The following is an 18,883-nucleotide window of genomic DNA, read 5'->3' as shown; positions in this document are numbered from 1 at the left end:
TCACCCTTTGAACAGAAGGCCGCTTTCAGGGAGAATAGCGGCCTTTCAATCTCCAGTTCAGAGAAGTCATGTCTGATACACCATTTCAGCAGGAAGTCGGCAAGCGTCGGACTTTCGGCATTATCTCCCACCCGGATGCGGGTAAAACCACGATTACCGAAAAGCTGCTGCTGTTCGGGAATGCGATTCAGCTCGCCGGTACCGTAAAGGGCAAGAAGACTGGCCGCATGGCTACGTCTGACTGGATGCAGATGGAGCAGGAGCGTGGTATCTCGATCACAACCTCGGTGATGCAGTTCCCGTATCGTGAGCGCATGGTTAACCTGCTGGATACCCCGGGGCACGAGGACTTCTCAGAAGATACTTACCGCACTCTGACCGCTGTTGACTCTGTGCTGATGGTGATCGACGGCGCTAAAGGTGTAGAAGACCGGACCATCAAGCTGATGGACGTATGCCGTCTGCGCGACACGCCGATTTTCACTTTCATCAACAAGATGGACCGTGAAGTCCGCGATCACATCGAAGTACTGGATGAGATCGAGACAGTACTGAACATTAAGTGTGCGCCAGTGACCTGGCCGATCGGTATGGGCAAGGCGTTCAAAGGCATCTATGACCTGATGACGGACACGATCCATGTGTTCAAGCAGGGGCAGGCGAGCGTTGTTCCAGACGATATTCAGATCAAGGGTCTCGATTCACCGGAAGCGCTTGAGTTGCTCGGCGAAGAGCTGGTGGAAGAAGTCAAAGAAGAGATTGAACTGGTTCAGGCAGCGAGCCACGAATTTGATCTTCAGGAATACCTCGATGGCAAGCTGACGCCCGTCTTCTTCGGGACAGCACTGGCGAACTTCGGTGTGCGCGAAATGCTCAACTACTTTGTCGAGTGGGCGCCGTCACCGCTGCCGCGTGGTACTGACCTGGGCGAAGTGGCGCCGGATGATGACAAGTTCACAGGCTTTGTCTTTAAAATTCAGGCCAACATGGACCCGAAACACAGGGACCGTATTGCCTTTATGCGCATCTGCTCGGGTACTTACAGCAAGGGCATGAAGATGAAGCACGTCCGTATCGGCAAGGATGTAAAGATTGCCGATGCTGTGACCTTCCTTGCGGGTGACCGCTCGGCGGTGGAAGAGGCCATCTCCGGTGACATCATCGGTCTACATAACCATGGCACTATCCAGATTGGTGACACCTTTACCATGGGTGAAGATCGTCAGTTCACCGGTATTCCGCATTTCGCGCCGGAACTGTTCAAGCGGGTACGCTTAAAAGACCCTCTGAAAATGAAGCAGTTGCAGAAAGGTCTGCAGCAGCTTTCCGAAGAAGGGGCGACCCAGCTGTTTATGCCGCTCAATAACAACGACCTGATTCTGGGCGCTGTGGGTGTGCTGCAGTTTGACGTCGTGCAGCAGCGTCTGCGGGACGAATATAAAGTTGAGTGTATCTACGAGCCGGTGAACGTAAATACCGCTCGTTGGGTCTACTGCGACGACGAGCGAAAGCTCGAAGAGTTTAAGCGTAAGGGCGGAGAGAACCTGGCGATTGATGGCGGTGGTTACCTCACCTACATTGCGCCGACTCGCGTCAACCTGTCGCTGACTGAAGAGCGATGGCCGGAAATTCAGTTCCGCTCAACGCGTGAGCACTGATCTGTCAGTGTTGGGCCTGATCATCGTAATCGCGCGCCATTGATATTCGTCTGACTTTCCTTGCGGACAGGTCATTCTGAACTAAGCTTTCCTGCATGGATATCATCGCTGTGCGGGGGCTTAGCGACAATGGCGATTTACTTTTTATCAGGCGTACTTATCACATTGGTTCTGTGTGGTGGCATACGTTGGTGGATTCAGACTCTCCTGACTCAGGAGAAACTGATGCTGGACGATGCAAAAGGTTACTTTCTGATTACCTGTATTGTGGTTGGCTTTCTGGTCAGCGCCGGATTTTTCTGGGCAGGGCAGGTAATGGGATATGACCAGGCAGAAGAGACGTCTCAGGCAATGGGGCTGGCGATTCTGTTAGACGTCATGGTGGCACTTCTGAGCCTGATCTGGGGCCTGGTTTCTCTCAAGGAGCCAGAGCAGTATTGAGGTTTTACCTTGTAATGCAGGGACTTAAAAACTAATTGAATTAGTCCTTGCACTACCCCAATCCCTCCTATAGAATGCCGCCCTCTTTTCGAATCAACAATGCCCTTGAAGGCGAGAATTTGATGAAAACTTACAGCGCAAAACCAGAAGCCGTAAAACGTGAGTGGTTTGTTGTTGATGCAGCTGATAAAACGCTGGGTCGCCTGGCCACTGAGGTTGCTCTCCGCCTGAGAGGAAAGCACAAGCCAGAATACACTCCACACGTTGACACCGGTGATTACATCGTTGTTATCAACGCAGACAAAGTAAAAGTAACCGGCAAGAAAGCTGGCGATAAGATGTACCATCGTCACACAGGTTACCCGGGTGGTCTGAAATCGATATCTTTTGAGAAGCTGATCGATTACAAACCAGAACAGGTAATCGAACTTGCGGTGAAAGGCATGCTTCCTAAGAATCCTCTTGGTCGTGCTATGTTCAAGAAAATGAAAGTTTACGCAGGTACTGAGCACCCACATACTGCTCAGCAACCGCAAGAACTGAAACTGGGATAAGATGATGGCAGTAACACAATACTATGGTACCGGTCGTCGTAAGACCTCCACCGCGCGCGTCTTTCTGCGTCCTGGTACTGGCAGCATCGTAGTAAACAAGCGTCCTCTGGACGAGTACTTTGGTCGTGAAACGGCTCGTATGGTTGTTCGTCAGCCACTCGAACTGACTGAAAGCCTCGAAAAGTTCGACGTGATCATCAACGTACAAGGCGGTGGCGGTAATGGCCAGGCCGGTGCAATCCGTCACGGTATCACCCGTGCACTGATGCAGTACGATGAAACTCTGCGTCCTTCACTGCGTGCAGCGGGTTACGTTACTCGTGACGCTCGTGAAGTTGAACGTAAGAAAGTGGGTCTGCGTAAAGCACGTAAGAAGCCACAGTTCTCCAAGCGTTAATCCAACGCTGCAGAGCAGAAAGAAGCGCTTATTGGCACAGATCAATAAGCGCTTTTTTTATGCCCAAAACCCCATGCCTTGTGGGTATTTCTGGTTGTTTCCTGACCCTGTTTTCTCTATTATGTGCGCCGCCCTGTATGCTACGCTTGATCTGTATAAATTATGTACAACTAGCGCAGGTCGTGTAGCTGCATAAGAATTTAAATGATGGGAGAAGATGGTAATGAGTCAAGACGGCGTTAATAAGGCCCGGCGTACTCTGCTGGTCGGCGCTACTGCCGGTGTCGGTGCTGTCGGTGCTGGCTTCCTTGCGGTGCCCTTCGTTAAGTCCTGGATGCCAAGCGAAAAAGCAAAGGCAGCAGGTGCTCCGGCGAAGATCGATGTCAGCAAAGTTGAGCCAGGTGCAATGGTCACCGCTGAATGGCGTGGTAAGCCGGTGTATGTCGCCCGCCGTACCGAAGACATGCTGAACACTCTGGAAGGCCTCGCTGGCCGGTTGAAAGATCCTGAGAACGCTAATAAAGCGCAGCAGCCTGAATACGCTGACAACGTTTACCGTTCCCGCAAGCCTGAGCTGATCGTTCTGCTGGGTGTATGTACTCACCTGGGTTGTGCACCTAAGTATGTACCTGAAGTTGAGCCTCAGCCGTTTGATCCAAACTGGCAGGGTGGTTGGTTCTGCCCATGTCACGGTTCGCGCTTCGACCTGTCTGGCCGTGTATACGGTGGTTCTCCGGCGTCTGACAACCTGGTTGTCCCTGCCTACATGTTCGAGAGCGACAACGTAGTCGTGGTCGGTGTTGATGAGGAGAACGCGTAATGAGCCAGAACACCAATAAAATCATGGCCTGGATCGACGACCGTCTGCCGGTTACCCAGACCTATGAAAAGCATATGTCTAAGTACTATGCACCGAAGAACTTCAACTTCTGGTACTTCTTCGGCGTACTTTCTATGCTCATGCTTGTTAACCAGATCCTGACGGGTATCTGGCTGACCATGCAGTTCACGCCAAGCGCTGAAGCTGCTTTCGCATCTGTTGAATACATCATGCGTGACGTAGAGTGGGGCTGGCTGATCCGCTACATGCACTCCACCGGCGCGACCTTCTTCTTCGTTGCAGTATACCTCCACATGATGCGTGCGATTCTGTACGGGTCATACCAGAAGCCACGTGAGCTGATCTGGATCTTCGGTATGCTGATCTACCTGGCCCTGATGGCTGAAGCCTTCATGGGTTACGTACTACCATGGGGCCAGATGTCCTACTGGGGTGCACAGGTAATTATTTCTCTGTTCTCTGTTATGCCATACGGCGACCTGCTGACTGAGTGGATTCGTGGTGACTTCCTGATTTCAGGCGCTACTCTGAACCGCTTCTTCGCTCTGCACGTTGTTGCTGTACCTCTGGTCATTGTCGCTCTCGTTGTTATGCACCTGCTGGCGCTGCACGAAGTAGGCTCTAACAACCCAGACGGCGTTGATATCAAGAAACATAAAGACGAAAACGGTAAGCCACTCGACGGCATCCCGTTCCACCCTTACTACACCGTTCACGATCTGGTGGGTATTGTGGTCTTCCTGATGGTGTTCTGTACTGTGCTGTTCTTCTTCCCTGAAGGTAACGGCTTCATGCTGGAATACGCTAACTTCGAGCCTGCAAACGGTCTGAAGACTCCTGAGCACATTGCCCCTGTATGGTACTTCGGTGCGTTCTACGCCATCCTGCGTGCGGTTCCGGATAAGCTGCTGGGTGTAATCGCTATGGGTGCTGCTATCGCTGTACTGTTTGTACTGCCTTGGCTGGATCGTAGCCCGGTACGCAGCTGGCGCTACAAAGGTATCGTTAGCCGTATCTACATCGTGATCTTTGGCTTCAACTTCGCACTGCTGACCTGGTTGGGTACACAGCCTGCAACTGAGCTTCTGACTCTGATCGCTCAGATCGCATCTGTTATCTACTTTGGTTACTTCGTCTTCCTGCCACTGGCACCGAAGTTCGAGAAAACCAAGCCTGTCCCTGAGCGCGTAACTGGAGGCCACTAAGATGAAACTGGGCATGAAAAAGATATTTGCACTGGTTGCTGCCTTCGTCCCTGCGCTCGCACTGGCTGCTGGCAGCAGCGTTCCACTGGATGAGCACCTGACTGACCTGCATGACAAAGCGTCACTGCAGCGTGGTGCTCAGACTTTCGCTAACTACTGCATGGGCTGTCACTCTATGGAGCACGCCCGTTACAACCGTGTAGCGAAAGATCTGGATATTCCAGAAGAACTGATGATGGAAAACCTTGTATTCGCCGACAAAAAGTTCGGTGACAAGATGACCATCGCAATGGATCAGGTAGATTCTAAGCGTTGGTTCGGTGCTACGCCTCCGGATCTGACACTGGTTGCACGTGTACGCCGTCCTGACTGGCTGTACACCTACCTGCGCAGCTTCTACGAAGACGACAGCCGTCCATGGGGCGTTAACAACGTTGTCTTCAAAGATGTAGGTATGCCACACGTTCTGGCAGAGCTGCAGGGTAATCAGGTACTGGGTACTGCACTGGTTGAAGAGGGTTTCGACACTCTGACTGGTCAGCCTATCATGGTCGAAAAAGAGCATGTCCTGTACATCGAAGAAGAAGGCACGCTGTCTGCTGATGAGTATGACAAGCTGGTCTACGACCTCGTAAACTTCATGGTTTACATGGCTGAGCCAATCGCTGTTGAGCGTGAGCGTCTCGGTTGGTGGGTTCTGCTGTTCCTGGCCATCTTCTTTGTACCGGTATACTTCCTGAACAAAGAGTTCTGGCGCGATATTAAGTAATTTCGCTTAATTGAGCCTGAGTCAGAGCCCGACCGCCTTAAACAGCGGTCGGGCTGTATTCGTTTCAGGCCGTGTCCAATTAACTATTCGCAGTTATAAAAGAGAGGAAACTATGGGAGTTGTAGCCAAGCGCTCTTCCATGACGTTCTTATCCGATGCGGCTGATCACTACAGCCACCGTGTACGCATCGTACTCGCCGAGAAAGGCGTTACGGTTGATATTCACGATATCGACCCGGATAACAAGCCAGAAGATCTGGCCACACTGAACCCGTACAACAGCCTGCCAACCCTGGTAGACCGTGAGCTGGTTCTGTATGAGCCAAACGTAATGATGGAATACCTCGATGAGCGTTTTCCTCACCCGCCACTGCTGCCAGTATATCCGGTAGCGCGTGCGCAGAGCCGTCTGTGGATGCACCGCATCGAACGCGACTGGTGTGGTCTGATCGAAACTATCCTGACCGGCAAACCAAAGGATGCAGACAAGGCGCGTAAAGCACTGACTGACAGCCTGGTTGCGACGACTCCTATCTTCACTGAGATGCCGTTCTTCATGAGCGAAGAGTTCTCAATTGTAGATTGCTGTGTCGCTCCTATCCTGTGGCGTCTGCCGCAGCTTGGTATCGAGCTGCCTGAAAAGCAGTGCAAGCCATTGATTCAGTACATGGAGCGTTTGTTCGAGCGCGAAAGCTTCCAGGCATCACTGTCTGAAGCTGAACGCGAGATGCGCGACTGATATGAAAGATAAGATGACACCCAGCCGTCCGTATCTGATGCGGGCGCTGAATGAATGGATCCTCGACAACGACTGCACACCGTATGTGCTGGTTGATGCCGGGCTCCCCAATGTTCAGGTTCCTGACGATTACGTAAACAACGGACAGATCGTGCTGAACATCAGCCCATCTGCAGTACGCAGTCTGCTGATCAATCAGGATGGGCTGTCATTTAATGCACGCTTCGGTGGTGTTCCGATGGATATCTATGTGCCCCTGATTGCGATCCTGGCGATATACGCCAAGGAAAACGGTCAGGGCATGGTGTTCGGGTCTGAGGCCGGCGCGCCTGATCCGGATGATCCACCGCCTCCTCCAGGTAAGCCGGAGAAAACGAGCAAGTCTGATTCATCAGGTTCTGGTCGTCCGTCACTCAAGGTTGTTAAATAACAGCGTTAAGTGAGTGCACACAAACCGCCTACGGGCGGTTTTTTAATGCCTGCTTAAAACTAAACCGGGTTTTACACTGTCGTAATTTTACTGAATTAAAGAACGAGGCATAACGTGGCAACACCGGAAGATCTTGAACGCCTTAAGCAGGTAGAGCGGTTTGCGCGCATGATGGATGCGCAGTTCAGGATTCCGTTTACACGCTTTTCTATCGGTCTCGATGGAATTATTGGTTTGCTACCCGGGATAGGTGATGGTGCGTCTTTCCTTATGGCGCTCTATCCTGTCGTTCTTGCGCACAGATCAGGGGCTGGCTTCTGGCTGAAATTCCGTATGGTGATGAACATAGCTGTCGATACCGTGATTGGTGCAATACCACTGATCGGTGACCTATTCGATATTGGCTTTAAAGCCAACCTTCGAAACGCAAAACTGCTGCGTAAGTTTCTGGAAGAACGACAGTAGTATTCACTGAGCGAAGTTATAGCTCTGCTACACCAGAGCGATAACAACCCCATAGAACAAGATCAGAAAACCACCGATTTCCGCCGCGATCAGTGTCCACATATAGACAGGAATCGACTTATGAACAAAGGTCGGCTTCTCTCCGTCTGACAGATGCAACTGATTGCGTGTGTCTTGTTTTATTCCGTGGATAAAGTAACTGATTACCGCAGTGGCAAAATACCCCACCAGAAGTATGACCGCTAATACCTCTAGCCAATCGGCTAACTCACTGATCAGAACAAACTGATAGATCAGCACGCAGGCAAACGCATACATTAAAGACGCTCGGTGACACACATCGATATAAATGTGAGCACGCCCCTTTGGTGAAGCAACGATCTGCTGATACTTGATCACCCCAGTGATCAGACCAAAAAGAAAGAACACACCAGCAGACAGAATAGAAATAACCGCGGCAGACATAACAGAACCCTTTTACTAAAGGTCATCAGTGTAATCAGGCAACGCCCGTGTGTGTAGAAGTGATATTGCTGCGTTGTGGGAGCGAATCAGCCGAAGGCTATTCGCGATAGCAATAGAACAGGTTAGCATCACAGGCATCAAGCAGACTTGAGCCTGACATTCAGGCTTACATTGAGACTGCTATGGCCCTCATGCATAATTGCCAGAATAAGCACTTGACCAGGGAAGACATTGTGCCTGAACTACTTTTCCTCAAAGAGCCTGCCAAAGCATCAGATGTACTGCATGGACTGAGCTCCGATGATACTCAACAACTGTGTACGGCAAACCAGGTTATGCCGGGCACATCGTTGCCACGTTCTACCGTTTTCAGCCTTGAGTCCGACAGTCTGTCGGTCAGTGTCCGTAATCAACTGAACCGGGTAGCACCTGCTGAACGTCAGTGTATTGCGGGTGTCGCGGAAGCGTGCGGTGATGAAACTGCCGTTCTGGCCGCGTTTCTCGATCGTTATTTTGGCGATGAGAACATGGCACAGTTGAATGCTGCTATTAATGCGGGGTCGACGGCGGCTTTCGCAAGACTGAACAACTTTGAAAAAGCCGTCGTTACCTATCAGAAGTCGCTTAACAATCTACGTAGTCTTGTGGAGTCTGGTAAATACGGACGTGGGCAAGGTCAGCGCATTATCGAAGCCAAGCGCTCGGTGCGTATTGCCTATGCTGAACTGGCGAAGCGCTATGCTATCGAGCTTCAGAGTTTTTCACCGGCTGCCCACCGCGCCAAAAACCGCGGCACAGCGTTCAGCAACGCGGAGCGTGGCATTACTCTGGCGAAGCGAAAACCGAGAGCGACTAAGCCGGATATCCGGTTAAACGTTGAAGGGCAGCTACAGGCCAGCCAGATTGCGAAGATGGGTAAGCTGATCAATGGGCTCGGTACAGCGACGATTGTTGCCGATGGCGTATTTCGGACGACGGAAGTTATGGGTATCGCTGAAGAGGGTGGTGACTGGATGCGTGCTGGTGCGCGAGAGGTGACTGGGTTCGGCGCAGGCACTGCAGCAGGGCTGTTTGCAGGTAAAGCGGCGTATTTTGGCTTGATATCCATAGCCGGTCCGGTTGGCTGGGGTGTTCTGGGGGCAATATTCATGGTCAGCTTAGGGGTTGGTTATCTGGCTAGTAAAGTTGGTAGTGACTTTGGTGAAGCGGTTTCTGATGCTGCGTGGGATATGTCAAAGTGACGATTTTTGAAGTTCTGGCTATTGTGTGGTGCGGTTTTTTGCTCGCTACCGCAGTAACTTGGTTGTCCTTTAGTAGAATCAACTTCAGAAACATGTCTCGACGAGTTGTTGGTGATAGGCCTGAAGAGGCCGTGGATATTTTAGGCTTAAGAGTTTTAGCCGTCGCTACCGTTATCGCTGTGCCTGAGTGGTGGGTCAAACGATTAGAAAATGGACCTTATGTTAATATGATTAAGTATCGATCTGTTGCAAATACTAGTGACCGTCGAATGGCTTTGCTTCTGATCGTGTCTTCTTATGGCTTTGCCTTTACAGCCTTTGTTGGCTATTTCTTTATTCCCAGCCGTTGATAAGTCGAGTCTAAATTTCCTCAAACCTCGGTAGCACCGGCATTTCTACCTCCTTCGCGTCTTTAGGAACTAACACCACGGATTCTCCGTCGGTCACCAGCTCATCGTTCTGGTTTATCACTGTGCAAGCGAGGGTAACGACCGGCTTGTGTTCGTGAAGTGCTATCACCTTCACGTTCACAGTTAACGTATCTCCCGGTCGCACAGGTGCTCTGAAGTTGAGCGTTTGCGACAGGTAAATGGTGCCGGGCCCCGGAAACTGAGTGCCCAGCATTCGGGAGATAAGAACGCCCGAGTACATGCCGTGCGCAATAACACCGCCGAAACGGGAGTGCTCTGCGTAATCGTGATCGAGGTGAACAGGGTTGTTATCGCCGCTGGAGGCAGCAAACAGGCGCACGTCGCCTTCCGTGACTGTATGGGTTAACTGGTCGCTGTCCCCGATACTCAGTGAAGAATAGGCATGATTGATCGTCGATGACATAACACTGCTCCGCGATAAGGTCAGGAGTCAGGTTAACGCGATCAGATGAAAAGGCGATGACGTAAGGCACGGGATCGTCGTCTTTGTTGGTGCTCTGATAAAGAGATGAATCGGTAGCTTGTAGGAAGGGGTCATACCCCCGACATTCATGCGCCGGTTGTTCGCGATTGTTGAGCTTGTGACAAGCCGCTTTCCTCTCGGGGCACGCCGTAGATCCATCCCTGGAGGCTCGGGTGCCGCGTCCTTGCGGCACACGGCCCCGAGTGGAAAGCGACTTGCCAGAGACCCGTGTAGAATGGCAATACATCTTGCGAATCTATTACCCAGCGGTGAACTCTATGAAATACAAAGTCGGTTATGACACCCAAACCTCAGACGGCATCAAAGCTCTGTGGGAGTTACCAGCCGATGCGGCAGTTCTCGACATTACCCCGATGGGCGATGTGTTTTTAGAATTGCCGGATGGCGAATTCGTGATGATCTCGGTCACCGATGGTGAAGTGATGACTGTCACCGAAGAGATCAAGGAATACGGCCTTCCGCCCGTTGATGTAGCCTTAGGCGACGACTGGTATCACCTGGATGCTCAAGCTGCACTGTCAGAGGCGGGCTTAACTTTGAATACAAATGAATGCTTCGGGTTTACAACACCGCTTTTTAAAGACGGCGATTACTCGGCAGAGAACATCGCAGTGATGAATGTTCTGGAGTATCACAAGCGAGTGCGTGAGAGTTTGGCCGCAAGTTAAGAGCTGATATGTAGGAGGGGATCTTATCCCCGATGCCACGGTATGTATGCAGGAGCGAATCAGCCGGGGGCTATTCGGGATTTTCCTCTACACTAGCACTTCCTTCTCGGCCTTCCAAAACAAAAACGGGGGCCAGAGCTCCCGTTTTTATCACTTAAGAATCAGCCCAGTTCCTCAAGCTTCTTCTTCAGCACTTCCATCACCACCTGCGGGTTCACCCCTTTCGCGGCTTTACGCGTCAGGCCAATAAATGGCCCCATGGCTTTACCGCGTTTTTCTTCTGGAGTTGCCAGGTAGCCTTCCACCAGTTTTGGGTTGTCGGCCAGTACCTGAGCTACGATTTCTTCAATCGCGCCGGTGTCAGAGACTTGTTTCAGGCCGAGTGAATCAACGAGGCTATCCACATCGTCGCCTTTACCTTCAACCAGAGCATTAAAGACTTCTTTCGCGCCACCGTTGTTAAGGGTGCTGTCCTTAATTAATTGCAGAATGCGGCCCAGTTGCTCTGCCGTGATGTTCAGTTCGTTGATGCCGACTTCGAGGCGGTTCAGTGCAGCAGACACATCACCCTGTACCCAGTTGGCAGCCAGTTTGTAGTCGCCAGCGATTTTCGCTGCGGTTTCAAAGAAGTCTGCGAGGTCACGGTTGGCGGCCAGTACGGCGGCGTCTGTGTCTGACAGGCCGTGGTCGTTTTCGAAACGTGCTTTCTTGGCATCAGGCAGTTCTGGCAGCGTTTCTTTTACGGCGTCGACGTACTCCTGATCAATGATGACAGGCAGCAGGTCCGGGCACGGGAAGTAGCGGTAGTCGTTCTCTACTTCTTTAGAGCGCATGGCGCGGGTTTCATTTTTGTCTGCATCGTACAGGCGGGTTTCCTGCAGGATGACGCCACCGTCTTCGAGGATGTCCATCTGACGTTCGATTTCGGCGTTGATTGCGCGTTCTACGTTACGGAAGCTGTTTACGTTTTTAATTTCGGTACGGGTACCGAACTCTTCCTGACCTTTTGGGCGCAGAGATACGTTACAGTCACAACGCATGGAGCCTTGCGACAGGTCGCCGTCGCACACACCTAAGTAGGTCACGATGCTGTGCATCTTTTTGAAGTAGGCCGCAGCTTCTTTAGCCGTACGCAGTTCTGGCTCAGAAACGATTTCGATCAGTGGCGTACCGGCACGGTTCAGGTCGATGCCTGACATACCGCTGAAGCCTTCGTGCACAGATTTACCTGCGTCTTCTTCGAGGTGTGCGCGGGTTACGTTAATACGGCGGGTTTCGCCGTCGTCCAGTTCGATATCAATGTGCCCCATGCCAACGATCGGGTGGTGCAGCTGAGTCGTCTGGTAGCCCTTAGGTGAATCCGGGTAAAAATAGTTTTTACGGTCGAAGACACTTTTCAGGCCGATTTCGGCATCAATCGCGAGGCCGAACTTCACAGCCATGCGCAGTGCTTCTTCGTTAAATACCGGCAGTACGCCCGGCAGACCCAGGTCGACAGCGCAGGCCTGAGTGTTGGCTTCGGCACCGTATGCGGTCGAAGCGCCGGAAAAAATCTTAGACTTGGTGGCCAGCTGAGCATGAATCTCAAGGCCAATTACGACTTCCCATTCCATCATAAACCTCTCTTATTCAATGCCCTGTGGAGCTTTCAGGTGCCAATCAGTCGCTTGCTGGAATTTATGACCAGCGTTCAGGATGCGAGCTTCGTCGAAGTAGTTACCAATCAGTTGCAGGCCCACTGGCAGGTTGTTTACCTGGCCGCATGGCACAGACATCCCCGGCAGACCGGCCAGGTTGGTTGCGATGGTAAAGATATCTTCGAGGTACATGGCGACTGGGTCGTCGGTTTTCTCACCAAACTTAAATGCTGGCGTCGGTGAGGTCGGGCTCATGATGACGTCGACGTCTTTAAAGGCTTCGACAAAATCATTTTTAATCAGGCGGCGAACCTGTTGCGCTTTTTTGTAGTAGGCATCGTAGAAGCCTGCAGACAGTGCGTAGGCACCGACCATAATGCGGCGCTTAACCTCATTACCGAAGCCTTCACCACGTGAGCGGCAGTAGAGGTCTTCGATGTCTTTCGGATCTTCGCAGCGATAACCGAAACGAACACCATCCATACGAGACAGGTTGGCTGAACACTCGGCCGGTGCAACTACGTAGTAAGTCGGCACAGAGAGGTGGGTGTTCGGCAGTGAAATCTCTTTCACTTTGGCGCCCATTTTTTCGTATTCGGCGATGGCGTTGCGTACCTGCTGCTGCATTTCGGCGCTGATGTCGTCGCGGAAATATTCAGTTGGCAGGCCGATGGTTATGCCTTCAATGCTGTCGTTGAGCGTGCTGGTGTAATCCGGCACGTCGCGCTCAACACAGGTGGAGTCTTTCTTATCGAAGCTGGCCATCACATTCATCATCATGGCGGAGTCTTCGACGGTGCGGGTCATGGTGCCGGCCTGATCAAGGCTGGATGCGAAGGCAATCATGCCCCAGCGAGATACGCGTCCGTAGGTTGGCTTCAGGCCAGTAATACCACAGAGGGCAGCAGGCTGACGGATTGAACCACCGGTATCGGTTGCTGTTGCACCCGGTACTAAACGAGCTGCAACGGCTGCGGCCGAACCACCGGATGAACCGCCGGGTACGCGGTCGGTATCCCATGGGTTTTTCACCGGGCCGAAGTAAGAGGTTTCGTTGGATGACCCCATGGCGAATTCGTCCATGTTGGTTTTACCCAGTGAAACGGCGCCGGCGTTATTGAAGTTCTCGACCACGGTTGCGTCGTAGGGGGCTTCAAAGTTGCTCAGCATTTTTGAACCGCAGGTGGTCAATACGCCTTTGGTGCAGAAAATATCTTTGTGCGCCATCGGTACGCCTGTCCATGGGGTCGCGTTACCCGCGGCACGGCGCTCATCGGCGGCTTTCGCTTGCGCGAGTGCTTGTTCTTCGGTGACGGTGATAAAGCTGTTGAGGCCTTTATCGAGGTCTTTAACCCGCGACAGCAGGTCGGTCGTGATTTCGGTGCTGGAGTATTCTCCGGCGGCGAGATCGCGTGAAATCTCAGCAATAGTTTTGTTGTGCATTCTCAATGTCCTGGAGGCAACTGCCCAGTTAGTGGCCGGGCCTTATTCAACTACTCGAGGCACAAGGTAGTGACCTTGCTCGGTGGCTGGTGCAATTTTCTGGAAGTTCTCGCGCTGATTTTCTTCGGTCACTACGTCGGCGCGCAGGCGCTGAACCGCATCAAGCGGGTGAGCCATCGGGTCGACACCATCGGTATCGGCAGCAGAAAGCTGGTCTACCAGGTCGAGAATATTGGTCAGATTGGTCTGATATTCGGCTATCTGACCGTCGTCGATCTGCAGGCGGGCAAGGCTGGCAATTTTGCGAACCTGATCCTGATCCAGAGCCATGGGTTTACTCCAATGAATACGAACGAATATATAAGTGGGCGAGACTACCACAAATGTCCCTTGCCCTAAATCCCCGCCATTGCTAGAGTTACGGCAATTTTTTGCCATATTTGTTTACGGGAACCCGGTGGATGTTTAAGAAGCTCCGTGGCCTGTTCTCCAGTGATCTGTCTATCGACCTGGGAACCGCCAACACCCTGATTTACATGAGAGATAAGGGAATTGTCCTGAATGAACCGTCAGTGGTTGCCATCCGGACTCAGCCTAATGGTAAATCAGTACAGGCCGTCGGTGCCGATGCGAAGCGCATGCTGGGCCGTACGCCCGGAAATATTCAGGCGATTCGCCCGCTCAAAGACGGCGTCATTGCCGACTTTGAAGTCACTGAAAAAATGCTCGAACTGTTTATCAAGCAGGTGCACGAGCGCAGCCTGATGCCGCCAAGCCCACGTGTTGTGGTGTGTGTGCCGTTCCAGGCTACCAAAGTCGAGCGCCGTGCGATTCGTGATTCCGTGATTAATGCCGGTGCGAGCAAGGCGTATCTGATTTACGAACCGATGGCCGCAGCGATTGGTGCTGGCCTGCCGGTTGATGAAGCACGCGGTTCGATGGTTGTTGATATCGGTGGTGGTACTACTGAGATTGCGATCATTTCTCTGAGTGGTGTGGTTTACGCCGAATCTGTGAAAGTCGGTGGTGACCGCTTCGATGAAGCGATTGTGGCTTACGTGCGTAAGCACTACGGCAGTCTGATCGGTGAAGCGACTGCTGAGCGCATCAAGCAGGAAATCGGAACGGCTTACCCTGGCGGTGAAGTCCGTGAAATCGATGTTCGCGGTCGCAACCTGGCAGAAGGTATTCCACGTAGCTTTACGCTGAATTCAAACGAAATTCTCGAAGCTCTGCAGGAGTCTCTGGCGCAGATCGTTCAGGCGGTTAAAGGTGCGCTTGAGCAATCACCACCTGAGCTGTCTTCAGACGTTGCTGAGCGTGGCATGGTTCTGACCGGCGGTGGTGCACTGTTGCGTGACCTCGATAAACTGCTGAGCGAAGAAACGGGCCTGCCAGTGATTGTTGCTGATGACCCGCTGACCTGTGTTGCACGCGGTGGTGGTAAGTTCCTGGAGAACGCGACCGAGCAGCAGTTGGCCATGGCGGCGCTTGAGTGATCCGGTTTCCGGGCCTGTTAAGAATGCATTCGCAGCGTTCTTTGCACATATATCTGTAGAAAGGGGCCGTCAGGCCCCTTTTTCTTTTCCGTATCCGGGCCAGACGGTATAGTTGGGCATGATATTTCAACGAGTGAGGCAGCGTCATTAAAGCTCAGTTTCAGGTGCCCCCATTCCAAGGACAGCGAGTCGGCCTGATCGCAGTGTTTTGCCTTGTGCTCATGTGGGTGGATAACCAATATTCCTGGCTCGATTCCGTGCGTTATGGTGTCGGCTACCTGATTGCGCCGGCCCGTCAGACGGCGGTTATTCCTCTTTCGGTAGCCGAATGGATGAGCGAAAATGCGACGTTACGGCGTGAGCTTCTGAAAGAAAACAAAGTCCTCTCTGCACGAAACCTTGTTCTTGAGCGTAAAGCACAGCGCATGGCCTCTCTTGAGGCGGAGAACATGTCTCTGCGCGAACTTCTGTCGGCTTCCGACCAGGTCGACGACAAAGTCCTGGTTACTTCGGTCACGGCCGTTGATCCTGACCCTTACACTCAGCAGATTCTGATTGATAAAGGCGGCAGCGACGGTGTGTTTGTCGGGCAGCCAGTACTTGATGCTTATGGGCTGCTGGGGCAGGTCATTGATGTGCTGCCATTTTCTTCGCGGGTGTTGATGATCGCGGATTCCAACCACGCCGTACCCGTGCAGGTAAACCGCAATGGTGTGCGTGCGATTGCGACGGGCACTGGCGCCCTGAACGAGCTGGAGCTGATTTATGTCCCTAATACGGCTGATATCAAGGTTGGTGATATGTTGGTCAGCTCGGGTCTTGGCGGACGTTATCCTAAAGGGTATCCGGTCGCGACCGTCAGCAGCATTCGTAATACGCCGGGTGAGTCGTTCGCGACTGTGACGGCAGAACCGACGGCAAAGCTCGATCGCAGCCGCCATCTGCTTTTGGTGTTTACCGACGAAGCCGGACGCGTTCCCCCTGAGCAGTTGTGGAGGAATGAAGAATGAAATTGCACAGTATTGTGTACGTTATGATCATGCTGTTCGTGGCTTTTGTACTTGAGCATCTGCCTCTGCCTGCCATGGTCGACTGGTTCCAGCCGGCCTGGGTAATGCTGGTTGTGACGGCTGCTGTTCTTGCGGCGCCCTCTGTATTTGGCGTGTGGCTGGCTATACCGCTGGGCCTGATGTTGGATGTTGAGAAAGGTACGCTACTCGGGCTCCATGTGTTGCTGGTGGCGATGCACGTGTATTTGCTGCAGTTGCTGTATCGCCGCATGTATCTGTTTAACGTGCTCCAGCAGGCCGCTGTGCTCTTTTTAATGGTACTGGCAGAGCAGATTATTCATTACTGGTCACTGGCGGTGATGCGCGAAGATGCGACTCCGATCATGCTGCTCGCTCCGGCTCTGACCACGGCCGTACTCTGGCCCTGGGTTTACGTGATTGGTTATCGCTCGCTGCAACGCATGGAGTCTTCATGATTCTCGCGTCTTCATCGCCAAGGCGTCGGGAGTTGCTGACGCAGATCGGTGTACGTTTTCGTATTCAGGCGGCGGATATCGATGAAACTCCTTTTGCTGATGAGCCTGCCGTGGCCTATGTCGAACGCATGGCATTGGAGAAAGCCAGAAAAGTCGCAGAAGGGCATTCGCAGGAAGTGATTCTTGGATCAGACACCAGTGTGATCTTCTCCGGGGAAATTCTCGGAAAACCTGTCAATAATCGTGAAGCTGAAGAAACGTTGCAGCGGCTTTCCGGTCAGACTCATCAGGTGCTCAGTGCCGTCGCTGTGGTTAAGGGCGACAGAGAGAAAGTGATTAGTGTGGCGACTGAAGTCACCTTCCGGTCATTAAGTGATGAAGAAATAGCGCGTTATGTCGCGACCGGAGAACCTGCCGATAAGGCAGGAAGTTATGGAATTCAGGGGATGGGCGCCATTCTGGTGGCAGGCATTTCTGGTAGTTATAGCAACGTGGTCGGCCTGCCGCTGACCGAGACCGCCGCCCTGTTAAATGAATTTGATGTGCCTGTCTGGCATACAGAAGAATTATGAATGTGAACGCAGAGATTTTAATGAACGTCACACCGACAGAGACACGCGTCGGTGTAGTGGAAAACGGTGTACTGCAGGAAATCTTTATCGAGCGTGAAAATCATCGTGGCCTGGTAGGTAATATCTACAAGGGCAAGGTGGTGCGGGTACTGCCGGGTATGCAGGCCGCGTTTGTCGATATCGGTCTTGAAAGGGCGGCGTTTATTCATGCCGCTGAAATCGGTGATGGCGACGCCAATACGCCGATTAACCAGCTGGTGCACGAAGGTCAGTCGCTGGTCGTTCAGGTGACAAAAGATCCGATCGGTACCAAAGGTGCCCGCTTGACTACTCAACTCTCGATTCCTTCGCGCTATCTGGTGTTTATGCCGGGTTCGGTGCATGTCGGTATTTCGCAGAAAATCGAAGAAAATGGTGAGCGTGATCGACTCAAGCAGCTGGTGAAAGACAGTATGGAAGTCGAGGGCCTCACCGGGGAGGCCGGATTTATTCTGCGTACCGCGGCCGAAGGTGTGGGCGAAGAAGAAATCGGTGCAGATACCAGCTACCTGCGTCGCTTGTGGCGAAAACTGCAGGAGCGTATCGCGGACAACAAGCCACCCAGCCTTGTATACGACGAACTGCCTCTGTCGCTGCGGACGATTCGTGACCTGTCCCGTCCAGAAACCAGCAAGCTGTTGATTGACTCCCGCGAGACGTTCCAGAAAATCGAACAGTTCTGTCAGCAGTATGTGCCAGAGGTTGCTGAGAAAATCGAATACTATCCGGGGCCGCGTCCGATCTTTGACCTCTACAGTGTGGAAGATGAAATTCAGCGTGCCCTTGAACGCAAAGTGCCCCTGAAATCAGGCGGCTATCTGGTGATTGATCAGACGGAAGCCATGACCACCATTGATGTGAACACGGGTGGTTTTGTCGGTCGCCGTAATCTCGAAGAAACGATTTTTAAAACCAATCTTGAAGCGGCAACCGCCATCGGTCGTCAGGTTCGTTTGCGTAACCTGGGCGGCATTATCATTCTCGATTTTATCGATATGACCGACACTGAACATCAGCGTCAGGTGCTGCGTATGCTCGAGAAGGTGCTGGAGAAAGATCACACCAAAACCAAGATCAGCGGTGTGTCTGAATTAGGGCTGGTGGAGATGACGCGTAAGCGTACCCGTGAGTCTCTTGAGCACATGCTGATGGAAACCTGCCAGGCCTGTGATGGTCGTGGTGTGGTTAAAACAGCAGAGACCGTCTGCTATGAAATATTCCGTGAAATTCTGCGTGAAGAGCGCGCGTACGAAGCAGGGACTTATCTCGTTCTGGCGAGTCAGCAGGTGGTCGATCGCCTGTTAGATGAAGACAGTCATGGAATGGCTGATCTTGAAGCGTTTATTGGCAAGGCAATTAAGTTGCAGGTCGAAGCCCAGTATACGCAGGATCAGTACGACATCGTCCTGCAGTAACAGG

23 protein-coding genes are annotated in these 18,883 nt (G+C 52.4%); 18 read left to right on the top strand and 5 right to left on the bottom strand.

Annotation, left to right across the window (positions count from 1 at the left end; all coding sequences use genetic code 11):
* The first annotated feature begins 68 nt into the window (after nt 1–68).
* From AC5E51_RS11775 to AC5E51_RS11730, 10 genes are all read left to right on the top strand, one after another.
* Complete coding sequence (locus tag AC5E51_RS11775) at nt 69–1,658, top strand: peptide chain release factor 3 (protein ID WP_491778622.1); 1,590 nt, start codon at nt 69–71, stop codon at nt 1,656–1,658.
* A gap of 129 nt (nt 1,659–1,787) precedes the next feature.
* A complete protein-coding gene (locus AC5E51_RS11770) occupies nt 1,788–2,099 on the top strand; it encodes a hypothetical protein (RefSeq protein WP_076516360.1) in 312 nt (103 codons plus the stop codon).
* 122 nt (nt 2,100–2,221) lie between these two features.
* Entirely contained in the window at nt 2,222–2,653 is a 432-nt protein-coding gene (gene rplM, locus AC5E51_RS11765) for a 50S ribosomal protein L13 (RefSeq protein ID WP_068438803.1), read from the top strand.
* Between the two features lie 4 nt (nt 2,654–2,657).
* Nucleotides 2,658–3,050: a 30S ribosomal protein S9 gene (gene rpsI / locus AC5E51_RS11760; RefSeq protein ID WP_068443028.1), complete on the top strand. Its 393-nt coding sequence runs from the start codon at nt 2,658–2,660 to the stop codon at nt 3,048–3,050.
* 223 nt (nt 3,051–3,273) lie between these two features.
* Complete coding sequence (gene petA, locus AC5E51_RS11755) at nt 3,274–3,870, top strand: ubiquinol-cytochrome c reductase iron-sulfur subunit (protein ID WP_076516362.1); 597 nt, start codon at nt 3,274–3,276, stop codon at nt 3,868–3,870.
* Nucleotides 3,870–5,096, top strand: a complete 1,227-nt coding sequence (locus AC5E51_RS11750; protein ID WP_297530729.1) for a cytochrome b — start codon at nt 3,870–3,872, stop codon at nt 5,094–5,096. Before petA ends, AC5E51_RS11750 begins: the two co-directional genes overlap by 1 nt.
* A gap of 13 nt (nt 5,097–5,109) precedes the next feature.
* The gene (locus AC5E51_RS11745) at nt 5,110–5,865 is read left to right on the top strand and encodes a cytochrome c1 (RefSeq protein ID WP_297530727.1); all 756 of its coding nucleotides are present in this window, start codon (nt 5,110–5,112) and stop codon (nt 5,863–5,865) included.
* A gap of 112 nt (nt 5,866–5,977) precedes the next feature.
* Nucleotides 5,978–6,604: a stringent starvation protein SspA gene (gene sspA, locus AC5E51_RS11740; protein WP_068443856.1), complete on the top strand. Its 627-nt coding sequence runs from the start codon at nt 5,978–5,980 to the stop codon at nt 6,602–6,604.
* Between the two features lie 13 nt (nt 6,605–6,617).
* Nucleotides 6,618–7,034, top strand: coding sequence for a ClpXP protease specificity-enhancing factor (locus AC5E51_RS11735; protein ID WP_175607906.1), 417 nt, complete (start codon nt 6,618–6,620; stop codon nt 7,032–7,034).
* A 114-nt stretch (nt 7,035–7,148) separates the two neighbouring features.
* Nucleotides 7,149–7,499, top strand: coding sequence for a DUF4112 domain-containing protein (locus AC5E51_RS11730; RefSeq protein ID WP_076516366.1), 351 nt, complete (start codon nt 7,149–7,151; stop codon nt 7,497–7,499).
* A 27-nt stretch (nt 7,500–7,526) separates the two neighbouring features.
* On the opposite strand, the gene AC5E51_RS11725 is transcribed toward AC5E51_RS11730, so the two are convergent.
* The gene (locus AC5E51_RS11725) at nt 7,527–7,964 is read right to left on the bottom strand and encodes a hypothetical protein (protein ID WP_491778621.1); all 438 of its coding nucleotides are present in this window, start codon (nt 7,962–7,964) and stop codon (nt 7,527–7,529) included.
* A 233-nt stretch (nt 7,965–8,197) separates the two neighbouring features.
* On the opposite strand from AC5E51_RS11725, the gene AC5E51_RS11720 reads away from it, so the two are divergent.
* The gene (locus tag AC5E51_RS11720; RefSeq protein WP_491778620.1) at nt 8,198–9,205 is read left to right on the top strand and encodes a hypothetical protein; all 1,008 of its coding nucleotides are present in this window, start codon (nt 8,198–8,200) and stop codon (nt 9,203–9,205) included.
* Nucleotides 9,202–9,555: a hypothetical protein gene (locus AC5E51_RS11715; RefSeq protein ID WP_297530717.1), complete on the top strand. Its 354-nt coding sequence runs from the start codon at nt 9,202–9,204 to the stop codon at nt 9,553–9,555. The genes AC5E51_RS11720 and AC5E51_RS11715 overlap by 4 nt, the downstream gene beginning before the upstream one ends.
* Before the next feature lie 10 nt (nt 9,556–9,565).
* On the opposite strand, the gene AC5E51_RS11710 is transcribed toward AC5E51_RS11715, so the two are convergent.
* Nucleotides 9,566–10,039 carry a MaoC family dehydratase gene (locus AC5E51_RS11710; RefSeq protein ID WP_301387378.1) on the bottom strand — a complete coding sequence of 158 codons (474 nt, stop codon included), beginning with the start codon at nt 10,037–10,039 and terminating at the stop codon, nt 9,566–9,568.
* Nucleotides 10,040–10,377: 338 nt separating this feature from the next.
* Here AC5E51_RS11710 and AC5E51_RS11705 point away from each other — a divergent pair, with 338 nt between their 5' ends.
* Complete coding sequence (locus AC5E51_RS11705; RefSeq protein ID WP_491778619.1) at nt 10,378–10,788, top strand: hypothetical protein; 411 nt, start codon at nt 10,378–10,380, stop codon at nt 10,786–10,788.
* A 161-nt stretch (nt 10,789–10,949) separates the two neighbouring features.
* Here AC5E51_RS11705 and gatB read toward each other — a convergent pair whose 3' ends face one another.
* The 3 genes from gatB to gatC are packed head-to-tail and all read right to left on the bottom strand — an operon-like array spanning nt 10,950 to nt 14,198.
* On the bottom strand, nt 10,950–12,401 hold the full coding sequence (gene gatB / locus AC5E51_RS11700; RefSeq protein ID WP_491778629.1) for an Asp-tRNA(Asn)/Glu-tRNA(Gln) amidotransferase subunit GatB: 1,452 nt from the start codon (nt 12,399–12,401) through the stop codon (nt 10,950–10,952).
* A 12-nt stretch (nt 12,402–12,413) separates the two neighbouring features.
* Nucleotides 12,414–13,868, bottom strand: coding sequence for an Asp-tRNA(Asn)/Glu-tRNA(Gln) amidotransferase subunit GatA (gene gatA, locus AC5E51_RS11695; protein WP_491778618.1), 1,455 nt, complete (start codon nt 13,866–13,868; stop codon nt 12,414–12,416).
* Nucleotides 13,869–13,910: 42 nt separating this feature from the next.
* A complete protein-coding gene (gene gatC, locus AC5E51_RS11690; protein ID WP_488046669.1) occupies nt 13,911–14,198 on the bottom strand; it encodes an Asp-tRNA(Asn)/Glu-tRNA(Gln) amidotransferase subunit GatC in 288 nt (95 codons plus the stop codon).
* A 131-nt stretch (nt 14,199–14,329) separates the two neighbouring features.
* Between gatC and AC5E51_RS11685 the strand changes: the two genes are divergently transcribed.
* The 5 genes from AC5E51_RS11685 (at nt 14,330) to rng (ending at nt 18,879) form a co-directional block, all read left to right on the top strand.
* Nucleotides 14,330–15,367, top strand: coding sequence for a rod shape-determining protein (locus AC5E51_RS11685; protein ID WP_068435621.1), 1,038 nt, complete (start codon nt 14,330–14,332; stop codon nt 15,365–15,367).
* 164 nt (nt 15,368–15,531) lie between these two features.
* Nucleotides 15,532–16,377 carry a rod shape-determining protein MreC gene (mreC, locus tag AC5E51_RS11680; RefSeq protein WP_301181718.1) on the top strand — a complete coding sequence of 282 codons (846 nt, stop codon included), beginning with the start codon at nt 15,532–15,534 and terminating at the stop codon, nt 16,375–16,377.
* Nucleotides 16,374–16,853: a rod shape-determining protein MreD gene (mreD, locus tag AC5E51_RS11675; protein ID WP_287027305.1), complete on the top strand. Its 480-nt coding sequence runs from the start codon at nt 16,374–16,376 to the stop codon at nt 16,851–16,853. The genes mreC and mreD overlap by 4 nt, the downstream gene beginning before the upstream one ends.
* The gene (locus AC5E51_RS11670) at nt 16,850–17,425 is read left to right on the top strand and encodes a Maf family protein (RefSeq protein ID WP_301378314.1); all 576 of its coding nucleotides are present in this window, start codon (nt 16,850–16,852) and stop codon (nt 17,423–17,425) included. The genes mreD and AC5E51_RS11670 overlap by 4 nt, the downstream gene beginning before the upstream one ends.
* A gap of 2 nt (nt 17,426–17,427) precedes the next feature.
* Nucleotides 17,428–18,879: a ribonuclease G gene (gene rng, locus AC5E51_RS11665; RefSeq protein WP_068435642.1), complete on the top strand. Its 1,452-nt coding sequence runs from the start codon at nt 17,428–17,430 to the stop codon at nt 18,877–18,879.
* The last annotated feature ends 4 nt before the right edge of the window (nt 18,880–18,883 follow it).

The sequence above is a fragment of the Thalassolituus sp. genome (assembly GCF_984348125.1).
Note: the sequence above shows the minus strand (reverse complement) of the source record. Positions and strands in the feature narration are given on the sequence as shown.

Excerpts from the sequence above, each read along its gene's own strand:
- gatA (WP_491778618.1), bottom strand. The coding sequence starts at position 13,868 with ATGCACAACAAAACTATTGCTGAGATTTCACGCGATCTCGCCGCCGGA.
- gatB (WP_491778629.1), bottom strand. The coding sequence starts at position 12,401 with ATGGAATGGGAAGTCGTAATTGGCCTTGAGATTCATGCTCAGCTGGCC.
- rplM (WP_068438803.1), top strand. The coding sequence starts at position 2,222 with ATGAAAACTTACAGCGCAAAACCAGAAGCCGTAAAACGTGAGTGGTTT.
- AC5E51_RS11735 (WP_175607906.1), top strand. The coding sequence starts at position 6,618 with ATGACACCCAGCCGTCCGTATCTGATGCGGGCGCTGAATGAATGGATC.
- rpsI (WP_068443028.1), top strand. The coding sequence starts at position 2,658 with ATGGCAGTAACACAATACTATGGTACCGGTCGTCGTAAGACCTCCACC.
- AC5E51_RS11710 (WP_301387378.1), bottom strand. The coding sequence starts at position 10,039 with ATGTCATCGACGATCAATCATGCCTATTCTTCACTGAGTATCGGGGAC.
- petA (WP_076516362.1), top strand. The coding sequence starts at position 3,274 with ATGAGTCAAGACGGCGTTAATAAGGCCCGGCGTACTCTGCTGGTCGGC.
- AC5E51_RS11745 (WP_297530727.1), top strand. The coding sequence starts at position 5,110 with ATGAAAAAGATATTTGCACTGGTTGCTGCCTTCGTCCCTGCGCTCGCA.
- AC5E51_RS11775 (WP_491778622.1), top strand. The coding sequence starts at position 69 with ATGTCTGATACACCATTTCAGCAGGAAGTCGGCAAGCGTCGGACTTTC.
- sspA (WP_068443856.1), top strand. The coding sequence starts at position 5,978 with ATGGGAGTTGTAGCCAAGCGCTCTTCCATGACGTTCTTATCCGATGCG.
- AC5E51_RS11750 (WP_297530729.1), top strand. The coding sequence starts at position 3,870 with ATGAGCCAGAACACCAATAAAATCATGGCCTGGATCGACGACCGTCTG.
- mreD (WP_287027305.1), top strand. The coding sequence starts at position 16,374 with ATGAAATTGCACAGTATTGTGTACGTTATGATCATGCTGTTCGTGGCT.
- AC5E51_RS11685 (WP_068435621.1), top strand. The coding sequence starts at position 14,330 with ATGTTTAAGAAGCTCCGTGGCCTGTTCTCCAGTGATCTGTCTATCGAC.
- AC5E51_RS11725 (WP_491778621.1), bottom strand. The coding sequence starts at position 7,964 with ATGTCTGCCGCGGTTATTTCTATTCTGTCTGCTGGTGTGTTCTTTCTT.
- AC5E51_RS11770 (WP_076516360.1), top strand. The coding sequence starts at position 1,788 with ATGGCGATTTACTTTTTATCAGGCGTACTTATCACATTGGTTCTGTGT.
- AC5E51_RS11670 (WP_301378314.1), top strand. The coding sequence starts at position 16,850 with ATGATTCTCGCGTCTTCATCGCCAAGGCGTCGGGAGTTGCTGACGCAG.
- gatC (WP_488046669.1), bottom strand. The coding sequence starts at position 14,198 with ATGGCTCTGGATCAGGATCAGGTTCGCAAAATTGCCAGCCTTGCCCGC.
- AC5E51_RS11705 (WP_491778619.1), top strand. The coding sequence starts at position 10,378 with ATGAAATACAAAGTCGGTTATGACACCCAAACCTCAGACGGCATCAAA.